The sequence below is a fragment of the Sphingobacterium thalpophilum genome (genome assembly GCF_901482695.1).
GTDB classification, from domain to species: Bacteria; Bacteroidota; Bacteroidia; order Sphingobacteriales; family Sphingobacteriaceae; genus Sphingobacterium; species Sphingobacterium thalpophilum.
On sequence record NZ_LR590484.1, the window covers coordinates 5,204,269 to 5,225,967 of the forward strand.

At 43.5% G+C, this 21,699-nt stretch carries 21 protein-coding genes; 4 read left to right on the forward strand and 17 right to left on the reverse strand.

Annotated features, from left to right (window positions below):
* Window positions 1-7: 7 nt before the first annotated feature.
* Together FGL37_RS22010 and FGL37_RS22015 are read right to left on the reverse strand one after the other, a co-directional pair.
* The gene (locus FGL37_RS22010) at window positions 8-472 is read right to left on the reverse strand and encodes a hypothetical protein (RefSeq protein WP_028070235.1); all 465 of its coding nucleotides are present in this window, start codon (window positions 470-472) and stop codon (window positions 8-10) included.
* The gene (locus FGL37_RS22015) at window positions 472-2,307 is read right to left on the reverse strand and encodes an alpha-L-fucosidase (RefSeq protein ID WP_028070234.1); all 1,836 of its coding nucleotides are present in this window, start codon (window positions 2,305-2,307) and stop codon (window positions 472-474) included. The genes FGL37_RS22010 and FGL37_RS22015 overlap by 1 nt, the downstream gene beginning before the upstream one ends.
* Before the next feature lie 191 nt (window positions 2,308-2,498).
* Between FGL37_RS22015 and rnhA the strand changes: the two genes are divergently transcribed.
* Window positions 2,499-2,993: a ribonuclease HI gene (gene rnhA / locus FGL37_RS22020; protein ID WP_028070233.1), complete on the forward strand. Its 495-nt coding sequence runs from the start codon at window positions 2,499-2,501 to the stop codon at window positions 2,991-2,993.
* Window positions 2,994-3,135: 142 nt separating this feature from the next.
* Here rnhA and trxB read toward each other — a convergent pair whose 3' ends face one another.
* The 7 genes from trxB to FGL37_RS22055 all read right to left on the reverse strand — a co-directional run bounded on the left by trxB (window position 3,136) and on the right by FGL37_RS22055 (window position 10,057).
* A complete protein-coding gene (trxB, locus tag FGL37_RS22025) occupies window positions 3,136-4,092 on the reverse strand; it encodes a thioredoxin-disulfide reductase (protein ID WP_037533490.1) in 957 nt (318 codons plus the stop codon).
* Between the two features lie 25 nt (window positions 4,093-4,117).
* Window positions 4,118-5,071, reverse strand: coding sequence for a 3'-5' exonuclease (locus FGL37_RS22030; RefSeq protein ID WP_028070231.1), 954 nt, complete (start codon window positions 5,069-5,071; stop codon window positions 4,118-4,120).
* 71 nt (window positions 5,072-5,142) lie between these two features.
* Window positions 5,143-6,465 carry a M16 family metallopeptidase gene (locus FGL37_RS22035; RefSeq protein WP_051606953.1) on the reverse strand — a complete coding sequence of 441 codons (1,323 nt, stop codon included), beginning with the start codon at window positions 6,463-6,465 and terminating at the stop codon, window positions 5,143-5,145.
* Window positions 6,455-7,711, reverse strand: coding sequence for a M16 family metallopeptidase (locus FGL37_RS22040; protein ID WP_028070230.1), 1,257 nt, complete (start codon window positions 7,709-7,711; stop codon window positions 6,455-6,457). Before FGL37_RS22040 ends, FGL37_RS22035 begins: the two co-directional genes overlap by 11 nt.
* 18 nt (window positions 7,712-7,729) lie before the next feature.
* A complete protein-coding gene (gene hemF / locus FGL37_RS22045) occupies window positions 7,730-8,626 on the reverse strand; it encodes an oxygen-dependent coproporphyrinogen oxidase (protein ID WP_028070229.1) in 897 nt (298 codons plus the stop codon).
* Window positions 8,627-8,629: 3 nt separating this feature from the next.
* The gene (locus FGL37_RS22050) at window positions 8,630-9,634 is read right to left on the reverse strand and encodes an NAD(P)H-dependent glycerol-3-phosphate dehydrogenase (RefSeq protein WP_028070228.1); all 1,005 of its coding nucleotides are present in this window, start codon (window positions 9,632-9,634) and stop codon (window positions 8,630-8,632) included.
* A gap of 87 nt (window positions 9,635-9,721) precedes the next feature.
* Window positions 9,722-10,057: a Rieske (2Fe-2S) protein gene (locus FGL37_RS22055; protein ID WP_028070227.1), complete on the reverse strand. Its 336-nt coding sequence runs from the start codon at window positions 10,055-10,057 to the stop codon at window positions 9,722-9,724.
* Between the two features lie 68 nt (window positions 10,058-10,125).
* On the opposite strand from FGL37_RS22055, the gene ychF reads away from it, so the two are divergent.
* Entirely contained in the window at window positions 10,126-11,226 is a 1,101-nt protein-coding gene (gene ychF / locus FGL37_RS22060; protein ID WP_028070226.1) for a redox-regulated ATPase YchF, read from the forward strand.
* Between the two features lie 141 nt (window positions 11,227-11,367).
* On the opposite strand, the gene FGL37_RS22065 is transcribed toward ychF, so the two are convergent.
* A complete protein-coding gene (locus FGL37_RS22065) occupies window positions 11,368-11,664 on the reverse strand; it encodes a YgaP family membrane protein (protein ID WP_028070225.1) in 297 nt (98 codons plus the stop codon).
* A gap of 129 nt (window positions 11,665-11,793) precedes the next feature.
* On the opposite strand from FGL37_RS22065, the gene FGL37_RS22070 reads away from it, so the two are divergent.
* On the forward strand, window positions 11,794-12,639 hold the full coding sequence (locus tag FGL37_RS22070; RefSeq protein WP_028070224.1) for an ATP cone domain-containing protein: 846 nt from the start codon (window positions 11,794-11,796) through the stop codon (window positions 12,637-12,639).
* Window positions 12,640-12,710: 71 nt separating this feature from the next.
* Here FGL37_RS22070 and ispE read toward each other — a convergent pair whose 3' ends face one another.
* From ispE to FGL37_RS22095, 5 genes are all read right to left on the reverse strand, one after another.
* Window positions 12,711-13,526, reverse strand: coding sequence for a 4-(cytidine 5'-diphospho)-2-C-methyl-D-erythritol kinase (ispE, locus tag FGL37_RS22075; protein ID WP_028070223.1), 816 nt, complete (start codon window positions 13,524-13,526; stop codon window positions 12,711-12,713).
* Between the two features lie 30 nt (window positions 13,527-13,556).
* The gene (locus FGL37_RS22080; protein WP_028070222.1) at window positions 13,557-14,084 is read right to left on the reverse strand and encodes an adenine phosphoribosyltransferase; all 528 of its coding nucleotides are present in this window, start codon (window positions 14,082-14,084) and stop codon (window positions 13,557-13,559) included.
* Window positions 14,071-15,033, reverse strand: coding sequence for a ComEA family DNA-binding protein (locus FGL37_RS22085; RefSeq protein ID WP_051606951.1), 963 nt, complete (start codon window positions 15,031-15,033; stop codon window positions 14,071-14,073). Before FGL37_RS22085 ends, FGL37_RS22080 begins: the two co-directional genes overlap by 14 nt.
* A gap of 110 nt (window positions 15,034-15,143) precedes the next feature.
* Window positions 15,144-16,448, reverse strand: a complete 1,305-nt coding sequence (locus FGL37_RS22090; RefSeq protein WP_028070221.1) for an efflux RND transporter periplasmic adaptor subunit — start codon at window positions 16,446-16,448, stop codon at window positions 15,144-15,146.
* Window positions 16,449-16,469: 21 nt separating this feature from the next.
* A complete protein-coding gene (locus FGL37_RS22095; RefSeq protein WP_051606949.1) occupies window positions 16,470-17,834 on the reverse strand; it encodes a TolC family protein in 1,365 nt (454 codons plus the stop codon).
* Window positions 17,835-17,947: 113 nt separating this feature from the next.
* On the opposite strand from FGL37_RS22095, the gene FGL37_RS22100 reads away from it, so the two are divergent.
* A complete protein-coding gene (locus FGL37_RS22100) occupies window positions 17,948-18,499 on the forward strand; it encodes a polysaccharide deacetylase family protein (RefSeq protein ID WP_317132248.1) in 552 nt (183 codons plus the stop codon).
* 4 nt (window positions 18,500-18,503) lie between these two features.
* Here the strand turns inward: FGL37_RS22100 and FGL37_RS22105 are convergent, their stop codons facing one another.
* Window positions 18,504-19,301: a DUF4249 domain-containing protein gene (locus FGL37_RS22105; protein WP_028070219.1), complete on the reverse strand. Its 798-nt coding sequence runs from the start codon at window positions 19,299-19,301 to the stop codon at window positions 18,504-18,506.
* A 6-nt stretch (window positions 19,302-19,307) separates the two neighbouring features.
* Entirely contained in the window at window positions 19,308-21,632 is a 2,325-nt protein-coding gene (locus FGL37_RS22110; protein WP_028070218.1) for a TonB-dependent receptor, read from the reverse strand.
* Window positions 21,633-21,699: the final 67 nt, after the last annotated feature.

The window sequence follows — 21,699 nt, forward strand, 5'->3', positions numbered from 1 at the left end:
ACCAGGATCACAACTCCTGTTTAAGGAGCATAATGGCATAATCTTCCGGGAGTTCGAGCTGAACTGAATCACGGCTGGCCGCCGCTCTCCTATTCATTTCCTCAAACGAACGTTGATAATACACAAATGCTCTGTTGGGGATATGGAGGTCCTTAGCCTGTTTAACACCAAATTGATAGCGATTTTTCACGAGTTTAACATGACTGTAGATCCGGTAAGTCACCACTTGGACCTGAATCCTGTCAAAAGCAGACATCTCCTTTAAATTGGCAGGTTCGTGGAAGTACTTTTCATTAAAATACATAAACTCTTGCGATTTAGCTAAAGAATCGAGGCTCAATCTCCCTTTGATCACTTCACTTACCAGCGAATCTGCCCGCAAACGTTCCAAATCGCTTCCATCGCCCCCATGGCATGATATGTAGAAGGCACCGCTTATAACGATTCCAGAAACAAATTTCCAAAAGCTCATTATAGATTATTTTCTATAGCACCTACTTTTTGACGATATAGCGCAAGCGGTGAATCCAACAATATTGCAATTACAGTCATGTTTTTATCCAGACGTTCTTTGGGCACATCGATATAGATAATACCTGGGATATTGCTCCAGTAGAGTTTATTAAATACATCGTGGCTGATCATGGACCCCTCTCCAACAATCCGGACACGTGCTATCCGATTCTTTATACCTTTCAGGGCTACTGGCCCTGTCGGTATGCCTTCGACAAACAGATAAAGGGTCTGACGGTCCTTGGAAAGTGCACTATGCCCTTCATAATGTCCGTCTGGAAGCCCTTTATCTGTCTCATATAGGGCCTCGGCATGTTTCTCGATCCAGGAGAACACCTCTTTATTTGTTGTCTTCCCTGCTGGCATCTTAGTTTCCATACCATCAACCGTTAAACCCGAATTGTCAAAAATATTCCTTCCGGAATGTAAGCTACTTGCAATCTGGTTCAATGCCGGCACGGTTTGCTTGCTGTCCAAGACGGATAAAAGATCGGTGCTGTCTTCCTTGGGCGTGCTCCATTCAACAGCTTCATTAAAATCAAGCGCCAGCACCGTAACGTCTTGATCAAAATTGATGCGGGATAGATCCAGTTGCAAATTTTCGCCATCTCGTCTGGTATTCACGCTCGCGTTGCTGTCGCCGACGACGGTGACCTCCGGCGCCTTCGGATTCTTAATTCCACGGACCCATACATGTGGTTTTTGTTCGTATAAATAAAGATATAGGGTCTTACCGTCCTTTGACAATGCTGATTTTCCTAAATAGTTCTCAGCAGGAATGCCAGCCCTGGTGCCATAGATAGCCCGTGCATGTTTGTTGGTCCATCGTCCCAGTTGTTTAAGTATATGGAGCTGCTTGTCCGGGATACTGCCATCCGCTTTAGGACCGATATCGAGGAGCAGATTTCCACCCATGGCAATACAGTCGACCAAAGTTCTGATGATCATATTTGGTGATTTATACTTTTTGTCGAATGGTTGATATCCCCATGAGTCGTTCATCGTGTAACACAGTTCCCAAAACTTGGATTCAGGACGTGTCACAGGGATTCCCTGCTCAGGCGTCTCATAGTCGCCATGATGGTTAAGACGCGAATTAATGATGATATCAGGGTTGTATTTCCGCAGAAGCGCCAGCGTCTCCTGCGCTTTCCATTCGTCGGCACTATGCTCCCAATCTCCGTCAAACCAAATCAGTTCGGGTTTATATTGTTCGGACAATTCGCTCAACTGCTTCTGATAATATTGAACATAGCGGTTCCAACGGTTGGGTTCGGCACTTAATTGATAACGTTTGCGGTTGCGTGTAAATACATCGTAATAGGGATGGCTCCAGTCGGGCAGCGAATAATAAAGGCCCGTATGCAGACCCTCATCTTTTATGGCCTTTACAAAGGGACTGAGGACATCCTGTTTTGCTGCCGCATTCTTCAAGGTACTGATCGCTTTGTCCGCTTCCGTATTCCATAGAGAAATACCATCATGATGTTTTGTTGTGATGACGACATATTTTGCTCCCGCCTGCCTGATCAGGCTTGCCCATTCTTTTGGCTTATAGTTCTGCGCCGTAAACCCATTGAGTTGCTTCATGTAATTGTCATGACTGATGTAATTATTGAAAAATGACCAAGATTCGGATATCCCGTCCACCGAGTAAATACCCCAATGGATAAAAATTCCTAGTTTGGCATCCTCAAACCAATCCATTTTTTGCGCTGATGCTACCTCTTGAGCTGAAACCTTTAAGCACGCCGAAGCCAACAGTGCCAATAGTGAGATCTTTCGAAACTTCATAAAGCTAATTTAATCGAGTACATAACGAGTTTAAGCCCGCAAAATACATATAAATGCTCAGAATCCCAGTCTACGAGTAAAAATTTGCGACTATAGCATTGCGGGCTGCTGCCCGTGATCCTCACGACCGCCAATTGCTGGCTACACAATTAAATTGTATATCAGCACAAATTTATCTAAGTTTGGGTGGTATGATTGAATTATATACAGACGGAGCGTCGAGTGGCAATCCCGGCCCTGGCGGCTATGGTACAATACTCAGGACAGTGTATACTGGGGATAACGAAGCGTTTAGGGGGAAGCTGATTGAAAAAGAATTTTCAGGTGGATACCGGAAAACAACTAACAACCGGATGGAACTCATGGCGGTCATCGTGGGCCTTGAGGCATTGAAAAACTTAAACCAAATGGTTACCGTGTACTCAGACTCCAAATACGTAATCGATGCTATCGACAAAAAATGGGTATATGGCTGGATGCAAAAAGGTTTTGCCGGTAAAAAGAACAAAGATTTGTGGATTCGGCTGATGAATGTCTATAAATTGCATCAGGTCAAGTTGGTATGGGTAAAAGGGCATGCGGGGCATCCGCTAAACGAACGTTGTGACCGACTGGCAGTAGCAGCCGCAAAAGATAAAGCAAATTGGAAAATCGATTCGGTATTTGAGCTGGAGGAATGCATTTAAAAGGATACCGCTTCCGAATATTGGATCTAGTAAAAAAGCAGTATTTATGACTAAAGTACAAGAGCCCATTGATCTACTGGGCTCTTGTACAAACGGTATTCATCCGGCAATGACTGCCAGCTGATGACCTACATGAATTATTCTATTCACCACTTTCTTTAGCCGCTAGGTATCGCTCGGCTTCGAGAGCAGCCATACAGCCGGTTCCAGCTGCTGTAATAGCCTGGCGGAACACATTGTCCTGCACATCGCCGCAGGCAAAAACACCGGGTATATTTGTAGCTGTGCTATCAGGTTTTGTAATCAAATAGCCTGTTTCATCCATATCTAAGATGCCTGTAAACAGCTCAGTATTTGGTTTATGACCAATTGCTACAAAGAAGCCAGTTACCTCCAGATCTTTTTCGGATTGATCTTTATTATTGAGGACACGTACGCCGGTGACGACCTGTCCATCACCTAAAATTTCTTTCGCTTCCGTATTGTAATGTACTTCAATATTTGGCGTATTCATGACGCGGTGTACCATTGCTTTCGAAGCTCTGAATTCGTCACGACGTACCAACATATGCACTTTAGAACATAATTTGGCGAGGTAGGTCGCTTCCTCAGCTGCGGTATCACCTGCGCCGACGATCGCGACTTCCTGATTTTTGAAGAAAAAACCGTCACAGACGGCGCATGCCGACACCCCAAAACCATTATATTTCTGCTCCGATTCAAGGCCTAGCCATTTGGCTGTCGCACCAGTCGCGATGATGACTGTATCCGCGGTCACCTGTACCGTACCATCTATTTCGACACGGTGCACGTCACCTGTAAAATCTACTTTCGTCACATATCCGAAACGTACTGAAGTACCGAAGCGTTCAGCCTGTTCGCGCAACTCTTCCATCATCACCGGGCCAGTGATTCCTTTCGGATACCCCGGAAAATTATCTACTTCTGTTGTTTGAGTTAACTGTCCCCCCGGTACAATACCCGTATATACTACTGGTTTCATGTCCGCACGGGCGGCGTAGATTGCAGCCGTATAACCAGCAGGGCCCGAACCAATAATCAGACATTGCACATGCTCCACTTCTTGTTTAAATTCCATAATCCTTTTCTAAGCTATTAATAAGTTATTTTTTAAATTTATCCTGCAATTCTTTGAGCATATCCAGAGAAATGGGTTGCGGTACTTCCTCTTTTTGCCGATTATACTCATTTCTTGCCAACTTTTTCTCCTCTGAAGACTGACTTGTAGCAACTTTCGCTTTCTGCTCATTCTTCTCCTTCTTGTATCTGATCCAGATATTTTCGAGTACTTTCTTTGTATACAGCGGAAAATCTCCATTTTGCATCCATGCATAATAACTGGGCTCCTGTTCAAATACTTCAATAATCGGTCTGCCTTTATGCTTACCAAAATTGATAGTTTCCAAGCCGTCTTCATTGTAAACAATACGTCCGGCAAAATCCACAGGTTTGCTCAGGTTTGTAAACTCGTGCAGGGCATCGACATCGTTGACTACAGGATAGGTAACAGTACCATGACGGTCCTCAAACGCAGCGCCCTCATACTTTGTCAGCTGCGCTTTCAGCACCTCGTAGGTTGCACGCACATCCGCTTCAGCCGTATGGGCATTCTCCAACTCTGCATTGCAATAAAATTTATAAGCAGCTTTCAATGTTCGTTGCTCCATCTGATGGAAAATATTCTGTACATCAACAAAGGAACGTCCTTCCAGTGAAAAATCGACTCCAGCCCGCAAAAACTCCTCCATCAGCATTGGAACATCAAACTTGTTCGAATTGTACCCTGCCAGATCGCCGTCGCCGATAAAGGCGGCCAGCTCTGTAGCTATTGCCTTAAAGGTTGGTGCATCTTTGATATCCTCATCGTAAATGCCATGAAAAAAAGATGATTCCGGAGGAATTGGTCGCTCTGGATTAATCCTTTTCGTATATACTGTCTCTTCACCATTGGGCATTACCTTGAGAAAAGAAACTTCTACAATACGATCCGTGGCTACATTAACACCTGTAGTCTCCAGATCGAAAAACACCAATGGTCTTTTTAATTTTAATTCCATGCTGGATTTATGCGTTTTAAAACAAAAACCAAAAATACAAAGTAGGATTTGATTTTTGTACTTTGTGAAATTTAATTTACAACCACTTGATGAATCGGCTCCACCTGGTTGAATTTCCCCACGACGACCTTAACCATCCGATCAAAGTCGAGGTATTTGTTGGCAATATCCCTCACCTTCGAAGCCGTCATGCTTTTAACTTCTTCCATGTAGTAGGAGTAATATTCGAGCGTCATACCATTCAGCAATACGCTCTTAAATTTATCGGCATGAGAAAAAATGCTCTCCAATGATCCCAGCATGGATCCCTCCATATAGGTTTTCACCAACTCAATTTCTGCATCCGAAGCCAACGTAGATTTTAGCAGGTCGATTTCTTTCTGAATCTCCCTCAATGTCGCTTGGGTAGTGTCCACACCGACTTCTGTGGCAATCGTAATAAAGCCACTGTGTTTCAGAGTCGCTACTGCCGAACCAACACTATAGGTATATCCTTTTTCCTCACGAATGTTGCGCATCAGCCTCGATCCAAAAAAACCACCCAGTAAAGTATTTACAAACTGTAGTGCGGGATAATCCGGATGCTCTCTTGAGATGGTCTGTGCTCCAAGCCGAACAGCCGACTGCAAAGCATTCTCTTTCTCTTCATAAGCCAGGTCTGCTGTTCCCTGAATAAGCAGGGGCCTACCCGTAGTTGCCACCGCCCTGTTTACCGGCCATTCATCTCCGAAAATCTGTTCCAGCTCCTTTAATAGGCTGTCCGACACGTTGCCCGAGACGATCAAGGTACAATTGTCTGGCAGGATCTCCCGCCGATAAAGCTCGGTCAGTTGTTCGCGGGTAATCATGTCATAATCTTCCAACTTTGGCGTCCGGCCATAGCGGTTATTTTCGCCGAAGATCAAATTATAAAATTTACGACGGGCCAGATAATCGTTTTTTTGGACCGACACCTGAAACTTCTGTTTGCTATTACGGATATAAGTATCGAGCTCTTCCTGTGGTATCGAGGCTTCCGTTAAAATATCTTTTACTAATGGTAATAGTATCTGACTGTGCCGATTTAAGGTATAAAGCGATAAGGACGTCACATCAAAGGAATATTCCGGCACCAAAAATGCTCCATAAAAATCAACTTTATCTGCGATTTCGGCACTGGACATGGTCATTGTGCCTTCTTTAAGCAGCGCGCTCAACGTGCTGTTCAGCAATGGGTTTTCATCTTGGCTGTCTAGATATTTATTTTCAAAAATCCATTCGATACGCACAAGTTCCTGATCGGGGGAGTGAAAGACGTATACGGGCATCCCGTTCGAGAATTGCTTCTTGACCGGTTCTTTTAAACTAATTTTTCCAATTTCACGGAATTGGGGAGCTTTCGTTCTATCCAGCATTTAATACCTCCTCTTGTGCTTTATACATTAATATGGATACGTTTTCAGGATTAAAAATTAATTTTGCCTGCTGTTGTACTTCTTCTGCGGTCACGGCCAGATATCTGGAAACTTCGGTATTGATCCCGTTGGCATCGCCAAGTAGTTCATGGAACGCCAAGTTCATTGCTTTGTCCAGAATCGATAGTTCAGCAAACACATTGGTAGATTCAATTTTGTTTTTGACTTTTTCCAATTCGACGTTCGGAACGAGTTCTCGTTTCAACAGTTCCAATTCGGCCCATACCGCACGTTCCGCTTCCTCTAAAGAAATCCCCGCAGATGGTTTTCCTTCGATGACGAATAGATTGCTATCAATACTACCCATCACATATGCGTTTATTTCGCTAAATAACTGTTCCTCTTTCACCAATCTGCGGTATAGACGGGAAGAAGAACCCCGCGACAGGATATCCGATAAGAGATCCATGGCAAAGTATCCCTCATCAAGGCGGGCAGGCCCATGAAAGGCCATATAAAGCGCATCAAGCGGCACAGGTGCATAGGCTGTCTCACGTCTCAGTTCAGTCTGCTTAGGTTCTTTTGGCAACTGGCGATGATATTGTCGCCCGCGTGGAATGTCACCAAACCATTTTTGAACCAATTTTTTGACTTCATCAAACCACACATCACCGGCAATCACCAAAATCGCACTTTGTGGATTGTAATGCAACGCAAAGAATGCCTTTACATCTTCCATCGTTGCATCCTCGATATGCTTCAGTTCCTTGCCAATTGTAGCCCAACGATAAGGGTGTACCTTATAAGCGAGCGGCCGCAGCTTTAGCCATACATCCCCATAAGGTTGGTTGAGATAACGCTGTTTAAACTCCTCACACACCACATTACGCTGCACTTCAAGGCTTTGCGGTGAAAACGCCAAACTCAGCATACGGTCAGATTCGAGCCAAAGTGCTGTTTCGAGATTGGAGGAGGGCAAAGTGATATAATAGTTTGTGATATCGTTACTGGTGAAAGCGTTATTTTCGCCACCGACTTTCTGAAGTTCGGTATCAAAATTGGGAATGTTAATACTGCCACCAAACATTAAATGTTCAAACAGGTGAGCAAAGCCGGTCTGCTCGGGCGATTCGTCGCGCGCGCCGACATCATATAATATATTAACACAGGCCATAGCTGTGTTATGATCTTCATGTACCAAAACACGAAGTCCGTTATCTAACGTAAATTTCTGATAGGAAACCATCTAATACTTTTTCGATTTTTAAATCCAGTTAATACCTTTTCGTAACATAGACAAGGTCTTGGCTTCTTCCGAACCTTCTTCGGGCTGATGATCATAGACCCAGCTGGCCTGAGATGGCAAACTCATCAAAATAGATTCAATGCGACCATTGGTTTCGAGGCCAAATTTAGTTCCCGAGTCCCAGACCAGATTGAATTCGACATAACGCCCCCGGCGAATCAGTTGCCAGTTCTTCTCCGCATCGGTGTAAGTTTTATTTCGGTTTTTTTCAACTAGCACGGAATAGATGGGTGCAAAGCTGCGTCCCAGATCACACGAGAATGCAAAAATATCCTGCAGATTCATCCCCGTCTTCTGGGTATTTAACTTATCATAGAATACGCCTCCGATACCACGCGTTTCCCCACGATGCCGGATATAGAAGTAATCGTCTGCCCACTTTTTAAATTCTTCGTAAAAATCCGGATTATGTTTATCGCAGACAGCTTTTAATTGCTGGTGAAAATACCGTGCATCTTCCTCATTCACGTAATGTGGTGTGAGATCTATTCCTCCTCCGAACCAACGAATATGTTCATTCAGTTCAAAATAGCGGATGTTCATATGAATAATGGGTACCCAGGGGTTATTCGGGTGAATAACAATTGAAACCCCTGTAGCAAAAAAATCATCTTCATCCACACCAAACGCTTTTTTTATAGACTCTGGCAGCTTGCCATGCACAGCCGAAAAGTTGACACCGCCTTTCTCCAGAATTTGCCCATTTTGAATAATCCTTGTCCGGCCCCCACCCCCACCTTCGCGTTCCCAAAGCTCCTCTTCAAACTTTGCGGAGCCGTCCAACTGTTCGAGCGCCAGACAAATTTCGTTTTGTATGTCCTTATATGCTAAAGCAATTGCTTCTTTTGTTATCATGTATTATGTTAGTTTTTCGCTTAACGCCTGTATAATTTTTGAGGCCGGTTGATGCTGATACAGAATTTGATATACAGCATCGCAGATCGGCAGATCTACCTCATATTTCTCAGCATATTGCTGAATACACGCAGAGGCATAATAGCCTTCGGCAACCATGTTCATCTCCAATTGAGCAGATTGTACACTGTATCCCTTTCCGATCATATTACCAAAGGTTCTATTGCGGCTAAACTGCGAATAGGCTGTCACCAGCAAATCCCCCAAATAGGCCGAAGTATTCACATCGCGTGAAGTATCCCCATCCACTTTGGCGACAAATCTACGCATCTCACGGATGGCGTTGGAGACAAGTACCGCCTGAAAGTTGTCACCGTACCCGAGCCCATGACAGATGCCTCCGGCCAGTGCGTAAATATTTTTGAGCACAGCGCCAAACTCAATCCCAAGGACATCGTCCGACAAAATGGTTTTGATCACTCTTGAAGACAAAAATGAAGCCACCAATGCCGCACTTTCCAAATTTTTGCAGCCGAATGTCAAGTAAGACAACTTGCCTAAGGCTACTTCTTCCGCGTGGCAGGGTCCGCCGATAACGCAGACCTGATTAATATCGACCTCATAACGTTGTTCCAGAAACTCTCCGATGATGAGATTATCTTTCGGGATAATCCCCTTGATGGCCGAAACGATAATCTTGTCTTTAAAATCGTCTTTTGTCACTCCTGCCAAGGCATCCTTCAGATAAGCTGCAGGAGTGTTCAAGATGACGATATCCGCATAAGCAATTACATTTTTGGCATCCGTGTCAATTGTCGTGATGCTTAAATCTACCGGTACGCTGCTCAGGTATGTTGGGTTATGTTTGAATTGCTGAATATAATCCGCATCTTCCTGTTTCCTGATCCACCAAAAAATATGTTTATCCTGGTCATTTTCACATAGCATCTTAACCATCGCCGTCGCCCAGCTCCCGCTCCCAATGATACCAATCTTTTTCCCCTGCATGTCTTTAATTTGTTTTCGAGAGCAAATATACTTATTTCGGACTGAGATACGAGACCGGATAACGAGATATGATACTTTAGTTACTTTTTAGCCGAACAAGCTTTGCCAAAAACTCGTCTCTATCCCAATATAATATGCGTTTGCCTCGTGCTTCACAGGGTATATATGGATAAAATTGTGCTGTCCGGGGCTACCTTTGCCTGACAAAAGATCAAACTCGTGCCGATGAAAAGGACAGATCACTTTGCCGTCTTCGCACCAGCCATTTTTTAGCGGTGCGCCAGCATGGGGACACTTTCTGGAAAAGGCATATAGCTGCTCTTCATACCAGGTGAGGCAGATGGTTTTCCTCCCAGTTTTGTACTCTACAATGCCTTTGTCTTTTAAATCCAAGGCTCGATCAATTTTGTACCAGCGAAGCATAGTCCAAGATAGTTAAAAATTACAGTGAATTTTCTATCTTTGTGCAATTTCAAAAATTTGCACTATATATGGCTTTACAATGCGGTATCGTCGGTTTACCAAACGTAGGTAAATCAACATTATTTAACTGTCTGTCGAATGCGAAAGCACAGGCGGCAAACTTTCCATTTTGTACAATCGAACCAAATGTTGGGGTAATTACCGTACCGGATGCCCGTCTAAATAAATTAGCTGAATTAGTTAACCCACAACGTATCGTGCCCAATACGATTGAAATAGTCGATATTGCGGGGCTCGTAAAAGGGGCTTCGAAAGGAGAAGGCTTAGGCAATCAGTTTTTAGGAAACATCCGTACAACAAATGCCATTATCCACGTACTGAGATGCTTCGACGATGGTAACGTTATCCACGTAGACGGTTCGGTGGATCCTATCCGTGACAAAGAGATCATCGATACCGAATTACAGCTGAAAGATCTCGACACGGTGGTAAAACGTATCCAGAAAGTCGAGAAGATGGCTAAAACCGGTGGTGATAAAGAAGCTAAAAAAACGTTTGATATCTTATCGGTCATCAAAGCGCACTTAGAAGCGGGAAAATCGGCGCGAACCGCACCTATTGAAGCTGAAGATTTTGAATTTATTCAAGATCTGGCGCTATTAACAGCCAAACCGGTACTGTACGTCTGTAACGTGGACGAAGCTTCGGTAAATTCGGGGAACGCCTATGTTGAGCGAGTTAAAGAGGCTGTGAAAGATGAAAAAGCCGAAGTACTGGTCATCTCTGCGCAGATCGAATCTGAAATTGCGCAACTGGAAAGCTACGAAGAACGCAAAATGTTTTTGGATGATCTGGGGCTGGAAGAATCCGGTGTCAACAAACTGATTCGTGCGGCCTATTCGTTACTCAATCTGGCGACTTACTTTACTGCCGGAGTGCAGGAGGTACGGGCATGGACCATTGAAAAAGGATTTACAGCACCGCAGGCTGCTGGTGTAATCCATACTGATTTCGAAAAAGGATTTATCCGTGCCGAAGTAATCAAGTACGACGACTTCGTTCATTTCGGTTCGGAAAGTGCTGTAAAAGAAGCAGGAAAATTAGCTGTAGAAGGAAAGACCTACATCGTACAGGATGGCGATATTATGCACTTCCGTTTTAATGTATAAATGGCTGTCAAGCTTTTATACTATAAAAGGCCGATAAATTTACTTTCGGCCTTTTATAGGATGAAGCTTTTCAAATGCCAATCTTGGCTGCCGCGGCTATGTATGGTAAATTGCCCCAACATGTATAGAAGATGACACTACCTATTTCACAAAATAGCGGTGTTCAATGACTTCAACTTTCTTTACGTCGTTTCCTTCCAGCGCCTTCTTGACATCGCAATGTCCCGTTACTCCCCGGTAAATCAATGCTCCGCCCAGTGTCAGTCCCGAAAATCCGGTCAGTGGAGATTTAAATAACTTTTTCACTCCCATACCTAAAATAAATCCGCCGGCAATGACGGACAGTACCCGCTCAGAGGTACCGATGTTCTCTTCAATACAATCGTCTTCTATCTTCGATTTAATCTTGTCGAATGCAAATGTCAAAAGGTTACTCATAATAATCTGAATTTAAGTCCTGTTTCATATTTAAACAAATTATGATCCAAAAAAGTTTAATTTAGCATATTGTTTATGCGGTTTCTTTCATGACATCTCTTATATTCGTATTTATCAATTTAAATACTCATGCAAGTCAAGAAATATTCCGGTGAGTTAGTTCCGTTCAATGGCGATGCGCTACGGGGCTCATTGTCACGCTCAGGCGCCAACAGCGATCAGGTCAATCAGGTCTACGAGCGCGTTATCAATAAATTATATGACGGTATTTCCACGCGGGAGCTCTATCAGCTGGCTTTTGATACCTTAAAGACCGTACGCACCTCCTATGCTGCTCGTTATAGTTTAAAAAAAGCGCTACGGGAATTGGGACCTGAAGGATTTTATTTTGAAAAATATATAGCCCATCTCCTACGGGAGGCTGGTTACGAAAGTACCACAGGCCAGACGGTACAGGGGCATGCCGTCAGCCATGAATTGGATGTGGTAGCCTATAAAAATGGTAAACTAGTCACAGCTGAATGCAAATTCAGAAATGATATCGATGCAAAGATCTCGGTGACGACACCTATGTATTACCTGTCAAGGTTCAAAGACATCAGTGGCATCGACTATCCATTTTTCGGCAAGCGGTTACAGTTTCAAGAAGGCTGGCTTATTACCAACGCATACTTTACGCTTGATTCGATCAATTTTGCTGAATATTATAAGATCAATTTGCTTTCGTGGGATTACCCTAAGGAGAGCAGTATCAAAAGAAGGGTTGACAAGGCTGTTCTTTATCCTGTTACATGTCTGACAACCTTGTCAGACCTCGAAGAGCAGCAGTTATTAAAAAACCAGGTCATTTTGGTTAAAGATATTGTTGGGGAACCCAACAAACTAGACTTCCTCGGACTTAGTAAAGAAAAAAAAGAAATCGTACTCAATGAAGCGCGCGAGCTGGTCGATTACAAGGTCGAAGAAGAATATTGAACGTTACGACAAAAAAACGCGATAGCCTGATCATGGACGGATAAGGCTATTGCAATTTGTATGAGTTTGACCTATATCAGCGAAGGATAGAAGATCCTGCCGTACTTTTCAAATTCAGTTAGATCTATTTTTTCCCAGAATATGCCATAAATAGCCGCCCCCGAGCCGGTCATGGACGCATAGACAGCGCCTTTTTGATATAGTGCTTCTTTTATTTCTTTCAGCACAGGATAAGTTTCAAAAATTCCATCCTCAAAATCATTCCGGATATGGAATTTCCATTCCTGAACCGGCAGACGTATGGCAGTTTCCAGATTGACGGTGGCAGCTCGGGGTACTACGGAAGCGTACGCTTCAGCTGTCGAAATATGTATATCTGGCATCACTACCGCTATAAAATAAGCAGACAGGTCGAGTGATATTCGTTTGAAACTGGTTCCGATCCCAGTCGCATAGACAGGTGTATTTTCGATAAAAAACGGACAGTCTGCCCCAAGCTTCGCGGCATATTCTTCCAGTTGCGCATTGGTCAGATGTAGGTTAAACAAGGTATTTAGGCCTTTCAGCACGAAGGAAGCGTCAGCCGATCCCCCGCCTAATCCCGCTCCTATAGGAATTTGCTTGATCATGTCAATCGATACGGCCGGCATTTCATATTCTTTTTTCAGCAAATGATACGCCTTGATACACAGATTGTCACTTGGATCTCCGGGTATATGCTGCCCCTGTATGTGAAGAACGGTTTCGTTTTCCGTACTTTCCGTTAGTTCGATGATATCATAGATGTGCAGAGGATAGAACACACTATTTAGCTCATGATAGCCATCAGCACGCCTAGCCACGACCTGCAGTCCGATATTTATCTTTGCATTTGCGGATATGATCATACCTTCTGTTGCACTATTTCATTTAAAAACTTAATAACTCACCAAAGAAAAAACATGTTCACTAAACCGTGACAATCTTCCCTTTGCTTTTAGAAAATCCAAAGAGATAATAAAGCTATATGCAGCGACGGTGCCACCTAATTTCTCCACAAGTTTACTGGCGGCGACTACAGTCCCTCCAGTAGCCAGGAGATCATCATGGATCAGTATCCTGCTCCCCGACTCGAAGGCATCTTCGTGAATTTCTATCGTTGCTTGGCCGTACTCCAAGGCATAGGATTCGGCAATTGTCTTATAGGGCAACTTACCTTGTTTGCGGATAGGAATAAAAGGCAATCCCATTCTGTTTGCCAAAAGAAAGCCAAAAAGAAATCCGCGGCTCTCAATTCCTGCAATAGCGTCTATTTCAATGCCCTGTAGCTGATCAATAATCGTCTCGATCATCTCGTTGCAACGTTCGGCATCTTTCAATAAGGGTGTAATATCCTTGAATATGATACCCGGTTTTGGAAAATCCACTATATCCCGGATTTCCAGTTTCAATTTATCTTGAATCATTCTCAAATATTAAATACGGAGCGATTTTAGCAATAGCGAGATCAGAAAGAGTACCTATTTTTGCTAGATCCTCTATATTTGTGTAGCTACCGTGCTGGAGTCGATAATTGACAATTAATTTCGCATCCTTTGGGCTAAGATACGGATGTTTGGCCAATGAATGCGCATCAATCTCGTTAATATTGATTTTTTTGATTCTTTCTAAACTGGACACGACGACATTGTCTTTGATCATGTCATAGGTCTCAGCAGTAACCCCATATACTTCTTTGAGCTGTTCAATTCTGTAAAATCCGCCGAGGACCTCCCTATATTTCAAAATACGCTTTGAAAGTATGCTACCGATTCCTTTAAGGCTCATCAGCCCCGTTGTATCGCAGTTGTTGATATCGATCAGCTCCGCCCCATTTGTTTCAAACTTATCATATAACATGGGGGTGTTTTGCACTTTGGCCGCTGCGTCGCTCGAGGGCTTTATTCGAATATAAGGTTCGAGACGCTCATACAGCTGCTCATTGATCGAATAGATTTTTTTTAGATCGTCTTTGTTTTTAAACCGTCCTCCTTTCCGTTCATAATTTTTAATGACAGCGATCTGTTTGTCCGAAAGTCCAAGTTTGCGCCAGTCCGCCAGAGATAAATTATTGGGATCAAAATAAAACAGAAGCGGCTGAGCAGGCTTCGTTGCTGCTAACTTCTCTGCAATCTGTCGTGCGTTATCCCCAGCATCAGTATCGGAAACATATTTCTTATTTGGATAATCTGGAATATCCAGCGAATCGTGAAAGGATTGCTCAAAAACTTTGACCTCATGCGGAATAGGATCTGCCGAATCCCGCCTTGTCAACAGCGAGTAGACTACCGTAGACACGATGATAATCACCAAAATGACGAAGAAACCATTTTGTTCTGTTTTATTAAATTTGAAATAACGCCATAGCCTGCTCATAAGCTGTCAATAATTGGGTCGCTTAAATTTAATAAATTAAAAAGAAAATAAAAAAGGGTGTTAAAAAAAACACCCTTGTTATTTGTATATTATTTCTGTGCACAACGCTATTAAAGTACTGACTTATCGACTTTTTGAACTTTACTACCATTTTTTAGCGTTTTGGATATGGCGTCAAACGGTCTAGAGACGACCTCATCCCCTTTCTTGAGTCCTGAAAGGACAATAATATTCTTGTCGTCCTGAATGCCGGTTTTTACAAGTGTCTGTTTGACCGTATCGCCTTTCAGAACAAACACAAATTCTTGAATTTTCTTATTGACAGTGGTGGAATCCTTGTCATCCGAACGGACAGTAACCGACTGAATTGGCACGACCATGCCTTTATCGTGTTTGGTAAAAATCTGCACCGTTGCCGACAGTCCGGGCTTAAAAGGCGAAGCGATGTTTTCCTTCATCAGATCCTGATACGACTCCGGACTGATGCGTACTTTCACATTAAAATTTGTCACTTGATCCGTAGACGAAGTTGCAGCTGTTGTTGTCGCAATATTTTTTGATGAACTTGCAATCTCCGTTACCACGCCTTTGAATTTCCGGTCCTGGAAAGCATCAACCTCTATTTCTGCCTGATTACCAACCCTCACATTGTTGATATCATTTTCATTGACATCCACATTTACCTCCATTGAAGACATGTTGGCTATCCGCATAATTTCGGTACCTGCCATCTGTGCCGTTCCGACCACACGTTCCCCTTGCTCAATGGACAGGAGAGAAATAATACCATCGGTAGGTGCATATATTGTTGTCCTATTGAGGTTGTCCTGTGCTTCTTTGACGGAGGCCTGCGATTGTTCGATACCATATCTGGTCGACCGGACAGTTTCTCTCTGCGCCTGGATTGCAGCCAAGGTCGAGTAATATTCCGACGAACTCTTATCCATTTCGGCAGCCGATATTACTCTTTTCTGAAAGAGTTCCTGATTGCGCTTAAATGTCGCTTCGATATTCTTGAAGTTTTCCTCCTGTTGCTTCAGCTGTTGCTGTGCTGCAGCAAGATTGGCTCGCTGTGAGTTGAGCGCCGCTACCGAGCGGTCATAACCTGACTGTAAGATATCCGGTTTGATGCGGCAGAGCACCTGTCCTTTCTTTACAAAATCGCCTTCCTTGATAGTCAACTCAACGACCTCTCCTGAGACTTCCGAACTTAATTTTACCTCTATTTCAGGTTGTATTTTTCCACTGGCTGATACCAGTTCGTCAACTTCCATTTCTTTCACAACATCCACGGCGACTTTGGTAACCTCCCCATTTCCAAACCAGCCGGCTTTAAAGCCTATAAAAACAACTATTGCCAGGAGGGCTAAAGTGATGAATATAATCTTTATTACACTACGTTTTTTCTTTGCCATTGCTTTTGTTAATCAAATAGGTTAATTGTTATCAAATTGAATTGGATTTCCCAAGTAATAGTCAATGATCTTGGATTTAAATATCACATTATATTTTGCCTGAATCAGGTCAAATTCAGCTTTATTCCGTTCAGTCTGTGCTGTAAATAATTCCAGTGAATTGGCCATACCGATGTCATAACGCTCTTTAGTTGCCTTATAAGCAGTTTCGGCGCTCTCAAAAGCCGTCGTTGCAGAAACAAATTTTTGTTTGGCAGCCGTAACATCCAGAACAGCCTGGTTAACGGCTTTATTTAGATTGTTTTTTGCCAGCTGTTCGGCAGCTTCGGCCTGTTTAAGGCCGATCTTGGCTTTTGCCAGGTTGACTTTATTTTGGTTGTTGGTAAATATGGGGACACTCAAGCTCAAGGTAGTCCCGAAGGCCTTGTTTTGACCGAGCTGATCCACAAATGGGAGCTTTTCCCCAGTCAGATAATCCTTGCGCTCGGATGAAAAATTAGTTCCATAACTCACCCCCAGGTCCAGAGAAGGATAAAATCCGCCCTTTGCAATGTCGATCTGCCGCGCCGCCGCTTCTTTGTCGAGTGCAGCTTTCTTAATATCAGGCTGATTGCGTAAGGCCATATCATACACTTCAATGGCAGAAGACGTTCCTGGAGTCAGCATCGAAAAATCAACACTGGGTTTAACCAATGAAATGTCGGTTTGAGGTGGCATTTCCATCAACTGTTTCAGCGTCAATAACGAGAGCTCATACGAATTTCGAAGATTGACCCTGTTAAACTCATCCGAAGCCACCTGATTTTTGGACTTAGCGATATCTGCGACAGTCTTATTTCCTACGGCAAACTGTATCGAATCTAGTTTATACTGTTGCTGGGAAAGCTTTAATTGGTCCCCGCTGGCCGTGTACATCTCATAGTTTGTGATGGCTTCCAGATATGTTACAAGTACATTCAGTATCAGATCATTTTTAATCTTGTCGACCTGAGTTGCAGAGGATTCAAGCTGCGTCTTGTTTGCCTTGATTTGATTGATCTGACGAAATCCTTTAAACAAATTGACATTTGAACTGATAGCGCCACCGGCGGAATTTGTCCATTGGTTTCCACTGATTGGCTGTCCGGCAACCTGGTCAAAAAAGAAACCATAGTTGAACCGTTGGGTCACTCCAGCCTCCAGACTCGGATATAAATTGGACTTGGCCTGAAACAGGTCCTGGGCGGCGATGTCCTTGCTAAGTTCGGCCTGTTTGATCTGTACGTTACGCTCCAGTGTCATCTGTATGGCATCAGCAACGCTGACCACCTGCTGCGCCCGGGTTTCCGTGTGTGCTGCAAGAAAAAAGCCAGTAAATAGTACTGCAGAATAATAAAATCTTTTCATGTTCATATGTAGAACCATACAATTTTTATAGATTTGAACTTCATTTATCGGTTATGTATTTTGTCAAATCCCCGTTCTTCCTACGCTGGCTATACCCAAAATCGATCTGGCATATGTCTCGCACGGAAAAAAAAGTCTATCTCACTTTTGACGATGGTCCAATTCCTGAAATTACACCTTTTATACTCGATATCCTAAAAAAATATCAGGTCAAGGCAACATTTTTTTGTGTTGGTGAAAATATTAAAAAAAATCCACATTTGTTCCAACGAATTTTACAAGAAGGGCATCAGGTAGGCAACCACACCTATAATCACCTCAAAGGCTGGGACACGACGGACGAAGTCTATCTTGAAAATGTGGCACAATGCCAGCAGCTCACCCAGACAGATCTGTTCCGCCCTCCATATGCAAAAGCGACAAAATCACAGCTACGAAGCCTCTACAAAAGCCACCGGGTGATCATGTGGGATATCATGTCCGGCGATTTTGACCAAACACTGAGTCCTGAGAAATGCCTTCAAAATGTACTGCCCAACATCCAGAATGGCTCTGTGATTATCTTCCATGACAATTTAAAGGCCATCCCACGCGTAGAATATGCACTGCCCAGAACCATCGAATTTATACTGTCTAGGGGCTATCAGCTTGCCAGACTGGACTGATCGCCTATGGCCTACTCCGTGTCAGGACAATCTCAGATTCGTAGTATTTGCCTGTGCTCACACTAAAATAACCCAAGGCATTGTTGGATAAATTGGAGATGGGATTCGCAGGCGACGCAGCTCCGGGGTTGATCATCTGGAAACTATTCCAGTAGTTATAGGCACCTATATCGATGCACTGGCGCAAGATCCGGACATGATCTCCGATCTTGAGGTCACGGTCACGATCAATGATATCGTGCTGTACCTCCAGCCCGTTGTTGTATTTATCGCTGAATACATCAATAAATCGTAGATCACCACCATTCACAGACATTTTGTACTTATAGTAGTTGCCATTTTCGGGCGGGTCATTAAACACCAATGTCGGATAATAGATCGTATCTGTAAATATCACGCGCTCCGAAAGACCGATGGAATCGATATCAATATAGGAAGGAACGGTTGAAGTACCTTCTATTTCCCGGCCATCTGCTGTACGCACGTAAAGCTGGTATTTTATTTTTTCCTGCAGCCGCAGGGTTTTGTTGGTATACACTCCATCAGGTCCCGGCGAAAAGGCATAAGTGCGATTGTTCTGCATATTTCTGACAATCACCTCCGCATCTGTGATTGGCGTCAGCATCGACTCCTTTAAGCTGACCACTTTCTGAATACTGATTTGGTGCTGCTGGTCCGAAACCATCAGGTCGGCGGTGATTACCAGCTGTCCGGTGTTTTCGGGCAGATCCAGATCAATTTTATCTTCACAGCCTAACAATGTAATCATGGCGCATGCGAGCAGTCCTAATATCTTTTTCATGTAGCTTTAAAATTTAAAATTCCAAGTAATCGAAGGGATTGCACCAAATAGAGCTATTCTATAGATTTCAGTTACATTCGACTGTCCTTCTTTTTCCCGAAAATCGATCAGATAGGCATTTTTTCGGTTATAGGCGTTATACAATCCAAAGGATAAACTCGAATACCTGTTTTTTGTACGTCGGATATCATAAGTCGCCGCAAGGTCCAAACGATGGTAGGCTGGCATCCGCTGACCATTGCGTTTATCATAATAAAAGATTGTTCTGTCATCGACAAAATATTTACCGGCAGGCATTGTCACAGCATCGCCGGTATAATAAACAAAGTTGGCGCTCAGATTCCATTTTGGGTTCAGCTGATATTGTGCCACGATGGCAATGTTATGCGTTTTATCCTGCCGGGCGTTAAACCATTCACCGCCATTGATCTGATCAAACCGCCTCTCGCTTTTTGAAAGTGTATAGCTGATCCAGCCATTTAGACGTCCCTGCCGCTTTTTAATAAACCATTCGATACCATAAGCTCTCCCCTTGCCAAAAAGCAATTCGCCGTCCAACAGTTCGTTAGCCTGCAGATCAGCTCCATTTCTATAATCGATTTGGTTCTTTAAGTCCCTGTAATAGCTTTCGACGGAAAATTCATAGCGATTGGACATAAAGTTCCGAAAATAGCCCAGAGAATACTGTGTCGATAGCTGCGGCTTGATGGTATTGTTGCTCAACACATATTGGTCTGTCGGCAGGCTGCTTGTGGTGTTGCTTAATTGGTGCAGATATTGAACATTCTGATTAAAAGACGCCTTGACTGTGGTCGACTCGTTTAAGGCGTAGTTGAGTGCAATGCGCGGTTCTAAATACAGGTATTTTTTCCCCAACTCTCCAGCTTTGACATACGTGGAGTCTACAGCCTCCCCCATCGCATCATAGCGATAGAATATTCCCGGCCCCAAAGTCGCATAGGCAGTTGCCCGCACACCGTAGTTTACTTTAAGCTTCTCATTTATCGACCAGTCGTCCGCCATATAAACAGCCAGATCCGCTCCTTTTCTATGCTGTATTTTGAGGGAATTGACCTTGGAATCTTCACCTGCCTCGATGCTCGCTGGACGTATTTCTTGTAACGCAGCCTGTACACCAAACTTTACATTGTGGCGATCTGACAAGCTGTACTGAAAGTCCTGTTTAAAATTATAATTGAAGATATCCGAGCGTATTTTGAAATTGTTGTCGTCCTCTATCTTTACCTGATAATTGAACTTACTGAAGATTAAAGTTGTATTACTAAACAAGCGGCTGCTCCACACGTGGTTCCAGCGCATGGTTCCTGTTGCATTCCCCCAATTGAAATCAAAGAGGTCGTGATAGGCCATAGCGTCCTTGCCAAAATACCCTGAAAGATAAACCGTATTTTTGTCGTTTATTCGATAGTTGACCTTAGCATTCAGATCGTAGAAAAACAGCGCACTTTTTTTGATGTTTTCATCATTTGAAAGCTTCAGGAACAAATCAGCGTAAGTACGCCTACCGGAGATCATAAAAGAGCTTTTTCCCTTCTGAATGGGTCCTTCTACTTTGAGTCTCGACGCGATGAGCCCCAGTCCACCTTCCACATTGTAATGCTGATTGTTTCCGTCCAGTGTAGTTATCTCCATAACCGAGGAGATCTTGCCCCCATATTGGGCGGGAACTCCGCCTTTGTAAAAATTGACATCTTTGATCGCATCCGAATTAAAGGTTGAAAAAAAACCGAATAAATGCGAGCTATTATATACCGGAGCTTCGTCTAGCAGGATAAGATTTTGATCTCCGCCCCCGCCACGTACATAGAAGTTGCTGCTTCCCTCGCCGCCGCTGGTGACACCCGGAAATAGCTGTATCGTCTTGAGAATATCCTTTTCTCCAAACAGTACAGGAACCTTCTCAATCTCTTTTGGGCTAAACTGCGTAAGTCCTGGCGTCAGGTCTTTGATTGATTTTCTCCTGTTTCCAGTGACGACAACCTCGGCAAGCTGATTTTCCTCAGGTACCAGCTGAATAATATAGGTTGAGTCTTTGCTCAGCTCGACAGGAACCAGCTTGGCCCGGTAACCGATGGAGGTGACCTCCAAAAAAGCTTGCTCGCCGCGAAGGGACAGACTAAAGAAACCATATTTGTTCGAAGCTGTGGATTTTTTTTCGTTGTCATTCCGGATTAGCGCACCAATGATATTCTCACCACTGATGCTATCTCTGACAAAGCCGGAAACAGATTTAGGTTGCTGAGCATAGGTATGCTGTAGACCAAAGACAATAGAAGAAAAGCAAAAAACAACCTTTATAGGTTTAAGCATAGCGATTGAAATCAAAAATTTTGTTGAAAATAATAAAAAAGCCTTACAATTTGTAAGGCTCTATGAT